The sequence below is a fragment of the Streptomyces sp. yr375 genome, assembly GCF_900110755.1.
Lineage (GTDB): Bacteria > Actinomycetota > Actinomycetes > Streptomycetales > Streptomycetaceae > Streptomyces.
The window spans coordinates 1-19,819 of the sequence record NZ_FOFF01000039.1 but is presented as its reverse complement, the minus strand read 5'-3'; the positions used below and the strand labels follow the sequence as shown (position 1 = coordinate 19,819).

Genomic DNA, 19,819 nt, shown 5'->3' with positions numbered 1-19,819 from the left:
CCATCGCGGGCCGGACCGGGGCGTGTCCCGTCGGCCGAACGCGCCGGGTGCGCACCACTGGGTGTCCCGGCCTGCCCGCAGCGTTGCGAAAACTGTCCGCCCGGAGTGACTGCCGGGCAGATCCGACGTGTCCTCGCCCATGAGGCGACGTGGAGGGGGAAACCCGGGTGGGTAACCGAGTGGGTAACGCCGCCGGCCAGGAACCGGTCGCCGTCGTCGGCCTGGCGTGCCGGCTGCCGGGAGCGGCGAACCCCGCCGAGTTCTGGCAGTTGCTGCGCGACGGGCGGGACGCGCTGAGCGAACCCGGTCCGCGACGCTGCCACCCGGACGGCCCGGCCGTGCCCGTGCTGCCCTCCGGCGAGCCGGTACGGGCGGGCTTCCTCGACCAGGTCGACTCGTTCGACGCGGGGTTCTTCGGCGTCTCCCCGGGCGAGGCGGCGGTGCTGGACCCGCAGCAGCGGCTGGTGCTGGAACTGGCCTGGGAGGCGTTCGAGGACGCCGGGATCATCCCGGGCGACGGAACGGACGGCAGCGCGGACGGCACCGGCGTGTACGTCGGCGCCACCTACGACGACTACGCGGCGCTGCGCGGCGCACGACTGAGCCCGCACTCGGCCACCGGCCGCAACCGGGCGATGATCGCCAACCGGGTGTCCTACGCGCTCGGACTGCGCGGGCCGAGCCTGGTGGTGGACAGCGCGCAGTCCTCCGCGCTGGTCGCGGTCCACCTGGCCTGCCAGGCACTGGCGGCGGGGGAGTGCACCGTGGCGCTGGCCGGCGGCGTCAACCTGAACATCTCCCAGCACGGCTACGACGTCACCCAGGCGCTGGGCGCGATCTCGCCGGACGGGCGCTGCTACACCTTCGACGAGCGGGCCGACGGGTTCGTGCGCGGCGAGGGCGGCGCGGTGCTGGTGCTCAAGCCGCTGTCGGCGGCGCTGGCCGACGGGGACACCGTGCACGCGGTGATCCGGGGCAGCGCCACCAACAACGACGGCGGCGGCGACTCGCTCACCGCCCCGCGCCAGGAGGCGCAGCAGGAAGTGCTGCGGCTGGCCTGCGCGGCGGCCGGGGTGTCCCCGGCCGAGTTGAGCTACGTGGAACTGCACGGCACCGGAACGCCGTTGGGCGACCCGGTCGAGGCCGCGGCGCTGGGCGCCGCGCTGGGTGCGGTGGCGGGGCGCGAGCGGCCCCTGCTGGTCGGCTCGGTGAAGACGAACATCGGGCACCTCGAGGGCGCTGCCGGGATCGCCGGCCTGGTCAAGACCGTGCTGTGCCTGTCGCGCCGGGAACTGGTGCCCAGCCTGAACTTCCGCACCCCGAACCCGCGGATCCCGTTGACGGAGCTGGGGTTGCGGGTCGTCACCGAGACCGGACCGTGGCCCGCCGCCGACGGCCCGCGCCTGGCCGGGGTGAGCGCGTTCGGCATGGGCGGTGCCAACTGCCACGTCGTACTGACCGAACCGCCTGTTCCCGGCACGGCGCTCGTTCCCGGCACCGAGCCTGCCCCCGCCGCCGCGCCCGTTCCCGCCGCCGTGCCCGAGCGCGCCGTCGGGCCGTACGACGGTCCGGTGCTGGTGCCGTTGTTCGCGCGGAGTCCGGGGGCGCTGGCCGAGTTGGCCGGTTTGTTGGGCGGGGCGACGGCGGGGGCCCCGGTGGACCTTGCTTACTCGCTGGCCACCACGCGCAGTCGGCTGGAGCGGCGGGCGGTGTTGGTCGCCGAGTCGGCCGACGAGGTGCCCGGGCTGTTGGAGGCGCTGGCCGCCGACGCGGCGAGCGCGCGGGTGGTGCGCGGTACGGCCGTCGAGGGGCGGACCGTGTTCCTGTTCGCCGGCCAGGGCAACCAGCGGCCCGGGATGGGCCGGGACATCTACCGGCGTCACCCGGTGTTCGCCGCCGCGCTGGACGAGATAGCCGAGGAGATGGGCGCCCACCTGCCGAGGCCACTGCTGGAGGTGGTCTTCGCCGAGGAGGGTTCGGCGGCCGCGGCGCTGCTCGACGAGCCGACGTACACGCAGCCCGCGCTGTTCGCCGTCCAGGTTGGGCTGTTCCGGCTGGTGGAGAGCTGGGGGATCACCCCGGACGCCGTACTCGGCCACTCCTTCGGCGAGTTGGCCGCCCTGCACGTCGCCGGGGCGATGTCGCTGGCCGACGCCTGCGCGCTGGTGGCCGCCCGTGGCCGGCTGATGCAGGAGATCCCGCCCGGTGGGGTGATGATGCTGGTGGAGGCGTCCGAGGCGGAGCTGCTGCCGGACGTCGAGGCGTCCGGCGGACTGGTGTCGGTCGCCGCGCTCAACAGCCCGACCGCCACGGTGCTTTCGGGCGACGAGGCCGCCACGCTGGAGATCGCGGGCCGCTGGTCCGCGACGGGTCGGCGCACCCGGCGCATCCAGGTCCCGATGGCCAGCCACTCGGCCCACGTGGACGGCATCCTGGACGGGATGCGCGCCGCCGCCGCCGGGATCGACTGGCGGCGGCCGAACCTGCCGGTCCTGTCCTCGCTGACCGGTGCCGAACTGGACGTGACCGGCCTGGACTGGCCGGAGTTCTGGGCGCGGCACACCCGCGGCACGGTGCGCTTCGCCGACGCGATCGCCACGGCCTGCGCACGCGGCGCGCGCACGTTCCTGGAGCTGGGCCCGGACGGGACGCTGTGCGCGATGGGCCCGGGCAGCGCGCCGGACGACGTGGCGTTCGTCGCCGCGATGGCCGGCGGCGAGCGCCCGGACCTGCGGTCGCTGCTCACGGCGGTGGCACGCGTGCACGTACGGGGTGTGCCGGTGGACTGGGCGCGGTTCTACGCCGGCTCCGGGGCGCGGCGGATCCCGTTGCCGACCTACCCGTTCCAACGCAGGCGGCACTGGCTCGCCGGGGTGACGGTCACCGGCGGCGCGACGCCCGCCGTGGCGGACGCGCCGACGGCCGAGGCGTCGACGCGGCCCGTTACGGGGGCGGCCGGGCTGCCGGCGGCCGAGCGGGAGCAGGCGGTGCGCGCCCTGGTGCGTGCCGAGGTGGCCGCGGCGCTGGAACTGGACTCCGTCGAGGAGTTGGACGTACACCGCCCGTTCCGGGACCTGGGTTTCGGCTCGCTGATGGCGGTGGAGCTGGGGCAGCGGCTGGCCGAGGCGACCGGGTTGCGGCTGCCCGCCACGGTCGCGCTGGACCACCCGACGCCGGAACGCATCACCGCGCACCTGATCGCCGTACTGGCCGCCGGGACACCGGCGGACCTCGCGCCCGTGGTGGCGGCTCCCGCTGCCGAGCCGATCGCGATCGTCGGCATGGCCTGCCGGCTGCCCGGCGGGGTCGGCTCGCCCGAGGAGCTGTGGGACCTGCTGGCCTCCGGTGGCGACGCGGTCGGCGGGTTCCCCACCGACCGTGGCTGGGACCTGGACGGGCTGTTCGACGCGGATCCGGACCGGCCGGGCCGCACCTACGCGCGCGACGGCGGATTCCTGTACGACGCGGCCGAGTTCGACGCCGCCCTGTTCGGGATCTCGCCGCGCGAGGCACTGGCCATGGACCCGCAGCAGCGGCTGCTGCTGGAGACGTCCTGGGAGGCGCTGGAGCGGGCCGGCATCGACCCGCTGTCCCTGCGGGACAGCACGACCGGGGTGTTCGCCGGGGTGATGGCGCAGGACTACGGCCCACGGATGCACGAGGACGCCGCCGGCCTGGACGGCTACGTGCTGACCGGCACCACGGCCAGCGTCGCGTCCGGCCGCATCGCCTACAGCCTGGGACTGCAGGGCCCGGCGGTCACCGTGGACACGGCGTGCTCCTCGTCGCTGGTGGCGGTGCACCTGGCGGCGCAGGCGCTGCGCGCCGGGGAGTGCTCGCTCGCGCTGGCCGGCGGGGTGACGGTGATGTCCACGCCGGGCATCTTCGTGGAGTTCTCCCGGCAGCGCGGACTCGCGCCGGACGGACGCTGCAAGTCGTTCGCGGCGACGGCCGACGGCACCGGCTGGGCGGAGGGCGCCGGGCAGTTGGTGCTGGAGCGGCTGTCCGACGCGCAAGCCAACGGCCACCCGGTGCTGGCGGTGCTGCGCGGCTCGGCGGTGAACCAGGACGGCGCGTCCAACGGGCTGACCGCGCCGAACGGTCCCGCGCAGGAGCGGGTCGTACGGTCCGCGCTGGCCGCCGCGCACCTGTCCACCTCGGACGTGGACCTGGTCGAGGCGCACGGCACCGGCACCACGCTGGGCGACCCGATCGAGGCGCAGGCGCTGCTGGCCACGTACGGCCGCGACCGCGACGGGGATCCGCTCTGGCTGGGGTCGCTGAAGTCCAACATCGGGCACACTCAGGCCGCCGCCGGGGTCGCCGGGGTGATCAAGGTCGTCCAGGCGATGCGGCACGGAATGCTGCCGCGCACGCTGCACGTGGACGAACCCTCCCCCTACGTGGACTGGTCGGCCGGTGGGGTACGACTGCTCACCGAGGCGCGGTCCTGGCCGGAGCGCGACCGGCCGCGCCGGGCCGGAGTGTCGTCGTTCGGCATCAGCGGCACCAACGCGCACGTCATCGTCGAGCAGGCACCCGAGACGGCGGCGGAAGCAGCGGTCGTATCCCCGGCGGCGGCGAACACGGTGCTGCGGTCCGGTCCGGTGCCGGTGGTGGTGTCCGGGCAGACCGCGGCCGCGTTGCGGGCGCAGGCGGAGCGGCTGGCCGCGCACCTGGAGCGGCGGCCCGAACTGACCCTGGAGGACGTCGCGCGCGCGAGCGCCACCACCCGGGCGGGGCTGGAGCACCGGGCCGTACTGACCGCCGCCGACCGCGCGGACCTGGTGCGGGGGCTGCGCACGCTGGCCGCCGACGAGGAGTCGCCCGACCTGGTGCGCGGGGTGGCCGACGTGGCCGGGCGCACGGTGTTCGTGTTTCCCGGCCAGGGCGCGCAGTGGGCGGGCATGGCGGTCGAGTTGCTGGACTCGTCGGAGGTGTTCGCGGCGCGGATGGCCGAGTGCGCGTCGGCGCTGGGCGAGTTCGTGGACTGGTCGTTGGTGGGTGTGCTGCGGGGCGAGGCGGGTCAGCCGTCGTTGGACCGGGTGGACGTCGTACAGCCGGTGTCGTTCGCGGTGATGGTGTCGCTGGCGGCGCTGTGGCGGTCGTTCGGGGTGGAGCCCGATGCGGTGGTCGGGCATTCGCAGGGTGAGATTGCGGCTGCCTGTGTCGCGGGGGCGTTGTCCCTGCGGGACGCGGCGAAGGTGAGCGCGCTGCGCAGCGCCGCGCTGGGCGCGCTGTCCGGGGCCGGCGGGATGATGTCGGTGGCGCTGCCGATCGCCGAGCTGGAACCACGGCTGGCGGCCTGGGCCGACCGGGTGTCGGTGGCCGCCGTCAACGGGCCCGCCGCGGTGGTGCTTTCCGGTGAACCGGACGCGCTGCGGGAACTGGCCGCCGAGCTGACCGCCGAAGGGGCGCGGGCCCGGCTCGTCGCCGTCGACTACGCCTCGCACTCCCCGCAGGTGGAACGGATCCGGGCCGACCTGCTGGACCGGCTCGCCGGACTGGAGCCGCGCGGCGCCGAGATCCCGTTCTACTCCACGGTGACCGGCGAGCGGCTGGACACCGCGGTCCTGGACGCCGAGTACTGGTACCGCAACCTGCGCCAGACGGTCCACTTCGAGGAGACCGTCCGCGAGCTGGACCGCGCCGGGCACCGGGTGTTCGTCGAGGTCAGCCCGCACCCGATCCTGACCACCGCCGTACAGGACACCGTCGAGTCGGCGGGCAGCACGGCCGTGGTGGTCGGTTCGCTGCGCCGCGACCAGGGCGGCCCCGGCCGGTTCCTGCTGTCGCTGGCCGAGGCCCACGTACGCGGGGTCCCGGTCGACTGGACCGCCGCGTTCGGCGCCACCGGCCACCGGGCGGAGCTGCCGACCTACGCCTTCCAGCGGCAGCGGTACTGGCTGTCCACCCCGGCGGGCGGATCGGATCCGGCCGGGTTCGGGCTGGACGCCACCGCGCACCCGCTGCTGGGCGCGGCCTCGCCGGTGGCCTCCACCGGTGAGCTGCTGCTGACCGGTGAGCTGTCCCGGCAGCGCCAGCCCTGGCTGGCCGACCACACGGTGTTCGGCACCGTCGTACTGCCCGGTGCCGCACTCGTCGAACTGGCCGTGCGCGCCGGGGACGAGGCGGGCTGCCCGGTGCTGGAGGAACTGACCGTGCACGCGCCGCTGCCGCTGCCCGAGCGCGGCGGCGTACGGGTGCAGATGGTGCTCGGCGCGCCGGACGACGACGGCGGCCGCGCCGTGGACGTGTACTCCCGGCCGGGTGCCGGTCCGCAGTGGACGCACCACGCCACGGGCCGACTCGGCGTGACCGCAGCGCCCGCGCCCGAGACCGGCGACTGGCCGCCGGCCGCCGCCACCCCCGTCGAACTGGCCGACCGCTACCCGGCGTTGGCCCGGCTCGGCTACGGCTACGGGCCGGTGTTCCAGGGCCTGCGCCGGTTGTGGCGACACGGCGAGGAACTGTTCGCCGAGGTCGCCCTGCCGGAACCGGCGGCGGGCGAAGCCGGGTCGTTCGGACTGCACCCGGCGCTGCTGGACGCGGCGCTGCACGCGGCCATCCCGGCCGACGGCACCGCCGACCCCGCTGCCACGACCGCCCTGCCGTTCGCGTTCACCGGGGTCCGGCTGTACCGGTCCGGTGCGGCCACGGCGCGGGTACGACTGCGCCCCGCGGCCGACGGCACCGTGTCGATCACCATCACCGACGCCGAGGACAACCCGGTCGCGGTGATCGACTCGCTGGCCTTCCGCCCGGTGACCGCCCGGCAACTCGCGGCCGGCCGCCAGGATCACCTGTACCGCACCGACTGGGTTCCCTCGGCGGCCCCGGCGCAGGACGGCCCGTGGGCGGCACTGGCCGGCCCGGGCGGGCTGGACGAACTGGGTGACCAGGTGCCCGCCACGGTGGGCGTCGCGGTGACCGGGGTGATCGATGCCCTGGCGGTCGCGCAGCGCTGGCTGGCCGAGGAGCGGTTCGCCGACTCCCGGCTGGTGCTGCTCACCCGTGGCGCGGTCGCCGCCGGGCCGGGGGAGCCGCCGGTCGACCCGGACGCCGCGGCGGTGTGGGGCCTGCTGCGCAGCGCGCAGACGGAGAACCCGGACCGCTTCGTGCTGGCCGACACCGACGGGCACGCCGCGTCCGAGGCCCTGCTGCCCCGGCTCGCCGGCACCGGAGAAGCCCAACTGGCCCTGCGTGGCGGGCGGGTGCTGGTGCCCCGGCTGGTGCGCGTCACCGAGGTGACCGAGGTGGCGGAGGGTGCGGGGGATGGTCCTTGGTCGGCTGAGAGCGTGGTGTTGATCACGGGGGCGAGTGGGACGCTCGGGGGTTTGGTCGCGCGGCATCTGGTGGGCCGTCATGGGGTGCGTGGTCTGGTGCTGGCCTCCCGGCGCGGGGATGCGGCTCCGGGTATGGCGGGGTTGGTGGCCGAGCTGCGGGAGCAGGGTGCCGAGGTGGCGGTGGTGGCCTGTGACGTGGCCGAGCGGGAGGCGGTGGCCGCGTTGTTGGCCGAGCACCCGGTGACGGCCGTCGTCCATGCCGCCGGAGTCCTCGACGACGGACTGCTCGCCGCGCTCACCCCACAGCGGGTGGCCGAGGTGTTCCGGGCCAAGGTGGACGGCGCACGGCACCTGGCCGAACTGACCGGCCCCGATCTCACCGCGTTCGTCCTGTTCTCCTCGGTGGCCGGAACGTTCGGCAACGCCGGACAGGCCGCCTACGCGGCGGCCAACGCCGCACTCGACGGGCTCGCCGCGCAGCGCCACGCCGCCGGCTTGCCCGCCACCGCGGTGGCCTGGGGACTGTGGGCCGAAAGCAGCGGGATGACCGGGCAGATGGCCGACACCGACCGGGCCCGGCTGGCCCGCGCCGGCATGTCGCCGCTGGACTCCGGCACCGCGCTCGACCTGTTCGACGCGGCCACCGCGCTGGACGAACCGGTGCTGCTGGCCGCCCGACTGGACCTGGCGACGCTGCGCGAGCGGGCGGCCGAGGGCGTGCTGTCCCCGGTGCTGCGCGCACTGGTCCCGGCGGTGCGCCGGGCCGCCGCCACCGCCGACGGTGCGGCGCACGGCGCCGACGGGCTGCGCCGGCGACTCGCCGAGGGCGAGCCGCTGCGGGTGCTCCAGGACCTGGTGCTGACCCAGGCGGCCGTCGTGCTCGGCCACTCCGACCCCGGCGGGCTCTCACCCCACCGGCCGTTCAAGGACGTCGGCTTCGACTCGCTGACCGCGGTGGAACTGCGCAACCGGCTGGGCCGGGCGACCGGGATACGGCTGCCGGTGACCGTGGTCTTCGACCACCCCACGCCCGCCGGACTGGCCGGGTACCTGCGCGGCGAACTGCTCGGCGACGAAGCCGGTGACGACACCCCGACGACCGCCCACGCGGCCGTAACCCCGGCGGTCGCCGCGGACGAGCCGATCGCGATCGTCGGCATGGCCTGCCGCTTCCCGGGCGGGGTCGCCTCGCCGGAGGACCTGTGGGACCTGGTGGCCGCCGGCGGCGACGCCATCGGCGGGTTCCCCACCGACCGCGGCTGGGACGTGACCGGCCTCTACGACCCGGACCCCGACCGGGCCGGCCACACCTACACCCGGCACGGCGGCTTCCTCTACGACGCCGGCCGCTTCGACGCCGCGCTGTTCGGGGTCTCGCCGCGCGAGGCGCTGGCCATGGACCCGCAGCAGCGGCTGCTCCTGGAGACCGCCTGGGAGGCGCTGGAGCGGGCGGGCATCGACCCGTCCTCGCTGCGCGGCAGCCAGACCGGCGTGTTCACCGGCCTGATGTACCACGACTACGCCACCACGCTGCGCGAGCTGCCCGAAGGCGTCGAGGGCCACCTGCTCACCGGCACCGCCGCGAGCGTCGCCTCCGGCCGGGTCGCCTACACCCTCGGCCTCCAGGGGCCCGCCGTCACCGTGGACACGGCGTGCTCCTCCTCGCTGGTGGCGCTGCACCTCGCGGCGCAGGCGCTGCGCTCCGGGGAATGCTCGCTGGCGCTGGCCGGCGGGGTGACGGTGATGGCCGAACCGACCACCTTCACCGCGTTCTCCCGGCAGCGCGGGCTGGCCGCCGACGGGCGCTGCAAGTCCTTCACCGGGGCCGCCGACGGCACCGGCTGGGCCGAGGGCGTCGGCCTGCTGCTGCTCGAACCGCTGTCCGCGGCGCGCGCCAACGGCCACCGCGTGCTGGCCGTGGTGCGCGGCTCGGCGGTCAACCAGGACGGCGCGTCCAACGGCCTGACGGCACCCAACGGCCCCTCGCAGGAGCGGGTGATCCGCTCCGCGCTGGCCGCCGCCGGACTGTCCCCGCAGGACGTCGACGCGGTGGAGGGCCACGGCACCGGGACGCCGCTCGGCGACCCGATCGAGGCCCAGGCGCTGCTGGCCACCTACGGCCGCGACCGCGCCGGCGAACCCCTGTGGCTCGGGTCGATCAAGTCGAACATCGGGCACGCGCAGGCCGCCGCGGGCGTCGCGGGTGTGATCAAGGTGGTGCAGGCACTGCAACACGGGGTGCTGCCCCGCACCCTGCACGTGGACGAGCCCTCCCCGCACGTGGACTGGGCGTCCGGCGGGGTCCGGCTGCTCACCGAGGAACAGCCGTGGCCGGACACCGGCCGCCCGCGCCGCGCCGGGGTGTCCTCCTTCGGGATCAGCGGCACCAACGCGCACGTCATCGTCGAGCAGGCCCAACCCGCACCCGCCGACGCATCCGGTACGGCGCTGCCGCAGGCCGCGCCTCGGCTGCTGCCGGTCGCGCTGTCCGGGCAGAGCGAGGACGCCCTGCGCGAGCAGGCCGCGCGGCTGGCCGCGCACCTCGCCGACCACCCCGGCCACCGGGTCCTGGACATCGCCTGGTCCAGCGTGACCGGCCGGGCCGCCCTGGAGCACCGCGCGGTCGTGCTGGCCGCCGACCCCGAGCAACTGGGCGACCGGCTCGCCGCACTCGCCGAGGGCCGTGACACCCCGGGCGTGCTGCGCGCCGCCGCGACCGACGCGGCGCGGCGCGTGGCGTTCGTGTTCCCCGGACAGGGCGCGCAGTGGGCCGGGATGGCGCTGGAACTGCTGGACTCCGAGCCGGTGTTCGCCGCCCGGCTCGCCGAGTGCGCCGCCGCGATCGAGGCGCACGTGGACTGGTCGGTGCTGGACGTCCTGCGCGGCGCGCCGGGCGCGCCGGGCCTGGAGCGGGTGGACGTGGTGCAGCCGGTGACCTTCGCGGTCACCGTGTCGCTGGCCGCGCTGTGGCGCGCGCACGGCGTGGAACCGGAGGCGGTGATCGGGCACTCGCAGGGCGAGATCGCCGCGGCCTGCGTCGCCGGGGCGCTGTCCCTGGCCGACGCCGCCGCGGTGGTGTCCCTGCGCAGCCAGGCCCTGACCGAACTGTCCGGCAAGGGCGGCATGATGTCGGTGGCGCTGCCCGCCGACGACGTACGGGCCCTGTTCGCCGACGACAAGCTGGGCGTGGCCGCCGTCAACAGCCCCACCTCCACCGTCGTCTCCGGGGACCCGTCCGCCCTCGAGGACCTGCGGGCCGTCTGCGAGTCGCGCGGGGTACGGGCCCGGCGCATCGCGGTGGACTACGCCTCGCACTCCACCCAGGTCACCGCCGTCAAGGAGAAACTGGCCGCGCTGCTCGCGGCGATCAGCCCGCAGGCGGCGCGGGTCGAGCTGTACTCGACGGTCACCGGGCAGCGCCTGGACACCCGCGAACTGACCGGCGAATACTGGTACACCAACCTGCGCCAGACCGTCCGGTTCGCCGACGCGGTGCACGCCGCGCTGGACGCCGGGATCGGCACCTTCCTGGAGATCAGCCCGCACCCGGTGGTCGCCCAGGGCGTGCAGGAGACGGTGGACGCCGCCGGGGCGCGCGCCACCGTACTGTCCACGCTGCGCCGCGACGACGGCGGCTGGCCGCGGTTCGCCCAGTCGCTCGCCGAGGCGCACGTGCGCGGGGCCGGGGTGCGGCTGGCCGACGTGTTCGCCGGCGCCGGCGCACGGCCGGTGGACCTGCCCACGTACGCCTTCCAGCACCGCTGGTACTGGCTGGCGGAGCAGGCCGCGGCCCGGTCCGACACCTGGCGCCACCGCGTCGAATGGCGCGCCGCGGGCGCGCCCGAGCGCACCGCGCCGGACGGCGAGTGGCTGGCCCTGGTGCCCGGCACCGGCGCGGACCAGGACTGGCTGGACACGCTCACCGGAGGCCTCCCGGTGCGCACCGTCACCGTCGACACCGAACACGCCGACCGCGCCGCCCTGACCGGGCAACTGCGCCGCGCGCTCGCCGACCACACCCCACGCGGCGTGCTGTCCCTGCTGGCCGCCGACCGCCGCCCGCACCCGCAGCACCCCGTGGTGCCCACCGGCGTGGCCGCCACCCTGGCGGTCGTGCAGGCGCTGGGCGACCTGGACGCGGCGCTGCCGCTGTGGCTGGCGACCTCCGGCGCGGTGCGCACCGGCGACACCGATCCGCTGCGCGAGCCGAGCGCGGCGCAACTGTGGGGCCTGGGCCGGGTGGTGATGCTGGAGCACCCGAAGCTCTGGGGCGGCCTGGTCGACCTGCCCGCCGAACCGGACGACGCCGCGCTCGAGCAACTGCGCGCCGTCCTGGCCGGCGGCTGGGGCGACGAGGACCAGCTCGCCGTACGCCCTTCCGGCACGCTGCTGCGGCGGCTGGTGCACGCCCCGCTCGACGGCGGTCCGGCCGACGGCTGGCAGGCCAGGGACACCGCGCTCGTGACCGGCGGCACCGGCGCGCTGGGCCCGGAGATCGCCCGCTGGCTCGCCGGGCTCGGCGCCCGGCACGTCGTCCTGGTCAGCCGCAGCGGCGCGCACGCCGAGGGGATCGCCGAACTGGCGGCCGAACTCGACGCCCTCGGCGTCCGGCTGACCGCACGGGCCTGCGACATCGGCGACCGGACCGCCGTCGCGGCCCTGCTGGCCGGGCTGCGCGAGCAGGGCGAGACGGTGCGCACGGTGGTGCACGCCGCCGCGCTGATGCGGCTGGCCGCACTGCCCGACACGAGCCTCGCCGAGTACGCCGACGTCCTCACCGCCAAGGTCCAGGGCGCCCGGCACCTCGTCGACCTGCTCGACCCGGCCGAACTGGACGCGATGGTCTTCTACTCCTCCATCGCCGGGGTGTGGGGCAGCGGCGACCACGGTGCCTACGCCGCGGCCAACGCCGAACTGGACGCGCTGGCCGAGCAGGCCCGTACGGCCGGCCTGCCGGTGACCTCGGTGGCCTGGGGCGTATGGGACGGCGCGCGCTTCCCCGACGGGGTGGACGCCGACCAACTGCGCCGCCAGGGCCTGCCGTTGATCGCCCCCGAACCGGCGCTCGACGCGCTGCGCACCATCCTCGAACGCGCCGAGACCGGACTGTCGGTGGCCGATGTGGACTGGGCGAAGTTCATGCCGCTGTTCACCTCGGCCCGCAGCAGGCCGCTGTTCGCCGAGATCCCCGAGGCACAGCGCGCGCTGCGCACCACCGTCGAAACGGAACCGCAGTCGGCCGGTTCCTCCTGGTCGCAGCGGCTGGCCGGCCTTTCGGACACCGAAGGCCGCGGCGCCCTGCTGCGACTGGTGCGCGAACAGGCCGCCGTCGTACTGGGCCACTCCGGCTCCGCCGCGATCGGCGCCGACCGCGCGTTCCGCGACCTGGGCTACGACTCGCTGACCGGGATCGAACTGCGCAACCGGCTCGGCGAGAGCACCGGGCTGACCCTGCCGGCCACGCTGGTCTTCGACCAGCCCACCCCGGCCGCGGTGGCCGAGTACCTGCGCGCCCGGTTGGCACCCGCCGAACCACCCGTCCTCACCGAACTGGACCGGCTCGCCGAGCGACTGTCCACCGCGGATCTCGACGGCGAGCGGGCCGACATCGAACTGCGGCTGCGGGCGATGCTCTCGCTCGTCGGCAAGGACGGCGAGGACGGCGAGGACGACGACGACTTCGACCCGACGTCGAACGAGGAGATGTACGACCTCATCGACCGCGAACTCGGGACGAGCTGAGAAAGGGTTGGACATGTCCGAGGAAGAAAAGCTCCGGGGCTACCTCAAGCGGGTCATGGTCGACCTGCGCAAGGCCAACCGCCGCCTGCAAGAGGTCGAACAGACCCGCACCGAGCCCATCGCCGTCGTCGGCATGGCCTGCCGCTACCCGGGCGGAGTGCGCTCCCCGGAGGACCTGTGGCAGGTGCTGGCCGAGGGCCGGGACGTCACCGGCGACCTGCCCACCGACCGCGGCTGGGACGTCGAAGGACTCTACGACCCCGACCCGGAACGCTCCGGCCACACCTACGTGCGACGCGGCGGCTTCCTGGACGACCCGGGCGCGTTCGACGCGGGCTTCTTCGGCATCTCCCCGCGCGAGGCACTCGCGATGGACCCGCAGCAGCGGCTGCTCCTGGAGACCTCCTGGGAGGCACTGGAACGCGCCGGGATCGACCCCACCGGCCTGCGCGGCAGCAGCACCGGCGTGTTCGTCGGCCAGAACTACCAGGAGTACGGCACCAGCCTGGCGCAGGCCCCCGCCAGCGTCGAAGGACACCTGGTCACCGGCGTCGTCTCCAGCGTGCTGTCCGGCCGCGTCTCCTACACCCTCGGCGTCGAGGGCCCGGCGATCACCGTGGACACCGCCTGCTCCACCTCGCTGGTCACCCTGCACCTGGCCGTGCAGTCGCTGCGCAACGGGGAGTCCTCGCTCGCCCTGTCCGGCGGCGTGACCGTGCTGGCCGGCCCCGGGCCGCTGGTCGAGTTCAGCCGCCAGCGGGTGCTGGCCGCCGACGGCCGGTGCAAGGCGTTCTCCGCCGCCGCCGACGGCATGGGCATGGCCGAGGGCGTCGGCGTGCTGGTCCTGGAGCGCCTGTCCGACGCACAGCGCAACAACCACCCGGTCCTCGCCGTCATCCGCGGCTCCGCCGTCAACCAGGACGGCGCGTCCAACGGGCTCACCGCCCCCAACGGTCCCTCCCAGCAGCGCGTCATCCGCGCCGCGCTGGCCGGCGCCGGGCTCACCGGCGCGGACGTCGACCTGATCGAGGCGCACGGCACCGGCACCTCGCTGGGCGACCCGATCGAGGCGCAGGCGCTGCTGGCCACCTACGCCGCCGACCGCGACCGGCCGCTGTGGCTGGGCACCGTGAAGTCCAACATCGGGCACACCCTCGCCGCCGCCGGGGTCGCCGGGGTGATCAAGTCCGTGCTGGCGCTGCGCCACGAGACCGTGCCGAAGACGCTGCACGCGGACCCCCCGTCCCCGCACATCGACTGGTCGTCCGGCACCCTCGCACCGGTCACCGAGGCGGTGTCCTGGCCGCGCGGCGAGCGACCGCGCCGCGCCGCCGTGTCCTCGTTCGGCATCAGCGGCACCAACGCCCACGTCATCCTGGAGGAGGCTCCCGACCCGACCGCACCCGCCGACGACACACCGGAACAGACCACCGACCCCGCACCGGAACCGGTGCTCTCCCTGCCCGTCCCGGTGGTGCTCTCCGGCCGCGGTGCGGCGGGTCTGGCCGCTCAGGCGGCTCGTTTGCGTGAGTTCGTGGTGGCGGCGGGGTCTGAACTGACGGTGCCTCGGCTGGCGTTGGCTGCGGCTACGACGAGGGCGGCGCTGGAGTTTCGGGGCGCGGTGGTGGCCGCGGACCGGGACGAGTTGTTGGCCGGGTTGGACGCGCTGGCCGAGGGTGCGCCTGGTGTGGTCAGTGGGTTGGCTGATCGGGGTGGGCTGAGCGGGTTCCTGTTTTCGGGTCAGGGTTCTCAGTGGTCGGGGATGGGTCGGGAGCTTCTGGCGCGGTATCCGGTGTTCGCCGCGTCGTTCGAGGACATCTGCGGCCGTGTGGAGTCGGTTGTCGGGCGTCCGGTGCGGGAGGTGATCCTCGGCGGCGGTGAGCAACTGGACCAGACGTTGTTCGCGCAGTGTGGGCTGTTCGTGGTTGAGGTGTCGTTGTTCCGGTTGTTGGAGTCGTTCGGTGTGGTGCCGGACTTAGTGACCGGGCATTCGGTGGGTGAGGTGGCTGCTGCGCATGTGGCCGGGGTGTTGTCGTTGGATGACGCGGTGGCGTTGGTGTGTGCGCGGGCGGGGTTGATGCAGGAGTTGCCGTCGGGTGGCGCGATGCTCGCGGTGAACGCGGCTGAGGCGGACGTGGCCGAAGTCCTGACCGGGTTGAACGGCGAGGTCGGGATCGCGGCCGTCAACGGATCTCGATCTGTTGTGGTCTCGGGTGTGGAGTCGGCGGTGGACGTCGTCGAGGGGCGGGTACGGGAGCGGGGCTGGCGGTGCACCCGGCTGCGGGTGAGTCATGCGTTCCATTCGCCGTTGGTGGAGCCGGTGTTGGAGCGGTTCCGCGAGGCCATCGCCGGTGTCGCCTTCGACGCCCCGCGTATCCCCTTCGTGTCGACGGTGGAGGTCGGGGCGACGCCCACCAGCGCCGACTATTGGGTGCGTAACGTCCGGGAGACGGTCCGGTTCGCCGATGCCGTGGCGCATCTGCATGAACTGGGCGTCACCACCTTCCTCGAAGTCGGCCCGGACACCGCGCTGACCGCCGCAGGGCCGGGCTGCCTGCCCGAGGACGCCACGGCCGCGTTCGTCCCGTTGATGCGTCGTGACCAGCCGGAGTCGGTGACCCTGCCCACCGGGCTGGCCCGCTTCCACACGTACGGCGGCACGGTCGACTGGACCCGGTACCTGCCCGCCGCCGACCCGGTCGACCTGCCCACCTACGCCTTCCAGCACCGCCGCTACTGGCTGGAGTCCGCCGAACCGACCGACCCGGCCGCGCTGGGCGCCCTGCCCGCCGGGCACCCGCTGCTCGGCGCGCTGGTCGCCCTCCCCGGCGCGATCGACACCGTCCTGATCGGACGGTTGAGCCTGCGCAGCCACCCCTGGCTGGCCGACCACCGGGTCACCGACACCGTGCTGCTGCCCGGCACCGCGTTCGTCGAACTCGCCCGGCACGCCGCCGAACTGCTCGGCGACACCCGGCTGGACGAACTGACCCTGGAAGTCCCGCTGACGCTGCCCGCCGAGGGCGGTCTCGCCCTGCGGGTCGGAATCGGCGAACCCGACGACGCCGGCTGCCGCAGCATCGAGGTCCACTCCCGGCCGGAAGACGCCGCACTGCCCTGGACCCGGCACGCCACCGGTGTGCTGGCCGAGGACACCGGGAGCACCGAGGACACCACGGGCGTGGACCTGGTGCGGTGGCCCCCGGCCGACGCCGAACCCGTCGCCCTGGACGAGTTCTACCCCCGGCTCGCCGGGACCGGTCTCGGCTACGGCCCGGCGTTCCAGGGGCTGCGCGCGGCCTGGCGGCGCGGCGACGAGATCTTCGCCGAGATCAACCTGCCCGACCAACAGCGCGGCCAGGCAGGGGAGTTCGGCCTGCACCCGGCGCTGCTGGACGCGGCGCTGCACGCCCTCGCCCTGCGCGGCGGCGACGCCCTGCGGCTGCCCTTCGCCTTCCACGGGGTCCACTGGTACGCCGCCGGCGCTGCGGCGCTGCGAGTCCGGCTCACCGTCGCCGGGGACGACGCGGTCCGGGTGGACCTCGCCGACGACAGCGGCACGCCGGTCGGCACCGTCGAGCGCGTGGTGCTGCGTGCCCTCACCGGCGCACTGCGCCCGCCCGCGCGGCTGGACTCGCTGTACCGGCTGGACTGGACGCCCGCCCACACCGGGCACCACCACGACACCGGCGCCGACGAGCTGTTCCGGGTCGAGGACACCCCGGTGGCCGAGCGCATCGCCGCCGTGCTGGAGCGGGTGCGCGGCTGGCTGGCCGACGAGCCCGCGCCGGGTGCCCGGCTGGTCCTGGTCACCCGGGGCGCGGTCGCCACCACCGCCGAGGAGGTGCCCGACCCGGCCGGCGCGGCCGTGTGGGGCCTGGTGCGCTCGGCGCAGGTCGAGTGGCCCGACCGGTTCGTCCTGCTGGACGCGCCCGACCCCACCGTCACGGACGCGGAACTGACCGCGGCGCTGACCACCACCACCGAAACACAACTGGCCCTGCGTGGCGGGCGGTTGCTGGTGCCCCGGCTGGTGCGGGTGACCGAGGCGGCCGGGGATGCGGGGGATGGTCCTTGGCCGGCTGAGGACGTGGTGTTGATCACGGGGGCGAGTGGGACGCTCGGGGGTTTGGTCGCGCGGCATCTGGTGGGCCGTCATGGGGTGCGTGGTCTGGTGCTGGCCTCCCGGCGCGGGGATGCGGCGCCGGGTATGGCGGGGTTGGTGGCCGAGCTGCGGGAGCAGGGTGCCGAGGTGGCGGTGGTGGCCTGTGACGTGGCCGAACGGGAGGCGGTGGCCGCGTTGTTGGCCGAGCACCCGGTGACGGCCGTGGTGCACGCTGCCGGGGTCGTGGACGACGGCCTCGTCACCGGGCTGACCGAGGAGCGGTTGCGGGCGGTGCTGGCGCCGAAGGTGCTGGGCGCGCGATGGCTGGACGAACTGACCCGCGACCGGAACCTCACCCGGTTCGTACTGTTCTCCTCCGCCTCGGCGACCATCGGCAACGCCGGACAGGCCGCCTACTCCGCCGCCAACGCCCACCTGGACGCGCTGGCCCGGCAGCGCCGCGCCGCCGGGCTGCCCGCGCACGCGCTGGGCTGGGGTCTGTGGGAGCAGCGCAGCGGCATCACCGGCGGGCTCGCCGAAGCCGACCTGGCCCGCATCGCCCGCAGCGGTATCGCCGCCCTGTCCACCGAAGACGCCTTGGCACTGCTGGACGCCGCTGTCGGGCTCGGTGAGGCGGCCGTGCTGCCGATGCGGCTGGACACCGCGGCCCTGCACCGGCTGGACCCGCTGCCCACGGTCTTCGCGGGCCTGGTCCGTGGCCGTCGCCGTACGCGGCAGCAGTCCGGCTGGGCCGACCGGCTGCGCGCGCTGCCCGCGCCGGAGCGCCGCCGCGCCGCCCTGGACCTGGTGCGCACCCAGGCCGCCGGGGTCCTGGACCTGGCCGGGGCCGCACAGGTCGGCGCTGAACAGTCCTTCGCCGACCTCGGCGTCGACTCGCTGACCGCGCTGGAACTGCGCAACCGGCTCGGCGTCGCCACCGGGCTGCGGCTGCCCACCACCCTGGTGTTCGACCACCCCACCCCGGCCGCGCTCGCCGGATTCGTCCTCACCCAGGCCGGTGACCTTGGAACCGGACCCGAACCCACCACCCCCACGGTCGTGGCCTCGGCGGACGAGCCGATCGCCATCGTCGGCATGGCCTGCCGCTACCCCGGCGGGGTCGGCACCCCCGAGCAACTGTGGGACCTGGTCGCAGCGGGCCGGGACGGCATCTCCGGGTTCCCCGCCGACCGTGGCTGGGACCTGCCCGGACTGCCGGTCGGACTGGGCGGCTTCCTGGCCGACGCCGGTGACTTCGACCCCGGCTTCTTCGGCATCTCGCCGCGCGAGGCGCTGGCCATGGACCCGCAGCAGCGGCTGCTGCTGGAACTGTCCTGGGAGGCGTTCGAACGCGCCGGGATCGACCCGCTCACCATGCGCGGCAGCCGCACCGGTGTGTTCGCCGGGCTGATGTACCACGACTACGCGACCAGGCTGGCGCACGTGCCCGAGGAGCTGGAGGGCTACCTCGGCAACGGCAACCTGGGCAGCATCGCCACCGGCCGGGTCGCCTACACCTTCGGGTTCACCGGTCCGGCGGTCACTGTGGACACCGCCTGCTCGTCCTCGCTGGTGGCGCTGCACCTGGCCGCCCAGTCGCTGCGCTCAGGCGAATCCACCCTGGCGCTGGCCGGCGGCGTGACGATCATGTCCAGCCCCACCCCGTTCCGCGAGTTCGACCGGCAGCGCGGCCTGGCCGCCGACGGCCGCTGCAAGTCCTTCTCCGCCGACGCCGACGGCACCGGCTGGTCCGAGGGCATCGGGATACTCGTACTGGAGCGGCTGTCCGACGCGCAGGCGGCCGGCCACGAGGTGCTGGCCGTGCTGCGCGGTTCGGCGGTCAACTCCGACGGCGCGTCCAACGGGCTCACCGCCCCCAACGGTCCCTCACAGGAGCGGGTCATCCGCGCCGCGCTGAGCGCCGCCGGACTGTCCCCTTCGGACATCGACATGGTGGAGGCGCACGGCACCGGCACCACACTCGGCGACCCGATCGAGGCCCAGGCCCTGCTGGCCACCTACGGTGCCGAACGTGACCGGCCGTTGTGGCTGGGGTCGGTCAAGTCCAATATCGGCCACACCCAGGCCGCCGCCGGGGTCGCCGGTGTGATCAAGGTGGTGCAGGCGATGCGTCACGGGGCGCTGCCCCGCACCCTGCACGTCGGCGAACCGACCCCGCACGTCGACTGGTCGGCCGGACCGGTGCGACTGGTCACCGAGGCGATCGACTGGCCGGAGACCGATGTCCGCCGCGCCGCCGTGTCGGCGTTCGGCGTCAGCGGCACCAACGCCCACGTCATCATCGAGCAACCGCCCGCCACGTCACCCGTCACGGCATCCGCCGCCACGGGGCCTGCCGCTGGGCCTGCCGAGTCTGAGGCGCTGCCCGTGCTCGTGTCCGGCCGTGGTGCGGCGGGTCTGGCTGCTCAGGCGGCTCGTTTGCGTGAGTTCGTGGTGGCGTCGGGGTCTGAACTGACGATGTCTCGGCTGGCGTTGGCTGCGGCTACGACGAGGGCGGCGCTGGAGTTTCGGGGTGCGGTGGTGGCCGCGGACCGGGACGAGTTGCTGGCGGGGTTGGACGCGTTGGCGGCGGGTGCGCCTGGTGTGGTCAGTGGGTTGGCTGATCGGGGTGGGCTGAGCGGGTTCCTGTTTTCGGGTCAGGGTTCTCAGTGGTCGGGGATGGGTC

At 74.9% G+C, this 19,819-nt stretch carries 2 protein-coding genes; both read left to right on the top strand.

Annotated features, from left to right (window positions below; genetic code table 11):
- Window positions 1-179: 179 nt before the first annotated feature.
- Entirely contained in the window at window positions 180-13,028 is a 12,849-nt protein-coding gene (locus tag BMZ82_RS29175) for a type I polyketide synthase (RefSeq protein WP_256252168.1), read from the top strand.
- Between the two features lie 13 nt (window positions 13,029-13,041).
- Window positions 13,042-19,819 (top strand): type I polyketide synthase (locus BMZ82_RS42095; RefSeq protein WP_177244710.1); only part of this gene is annotated, 6,778 nt, incomplete at its 3' end.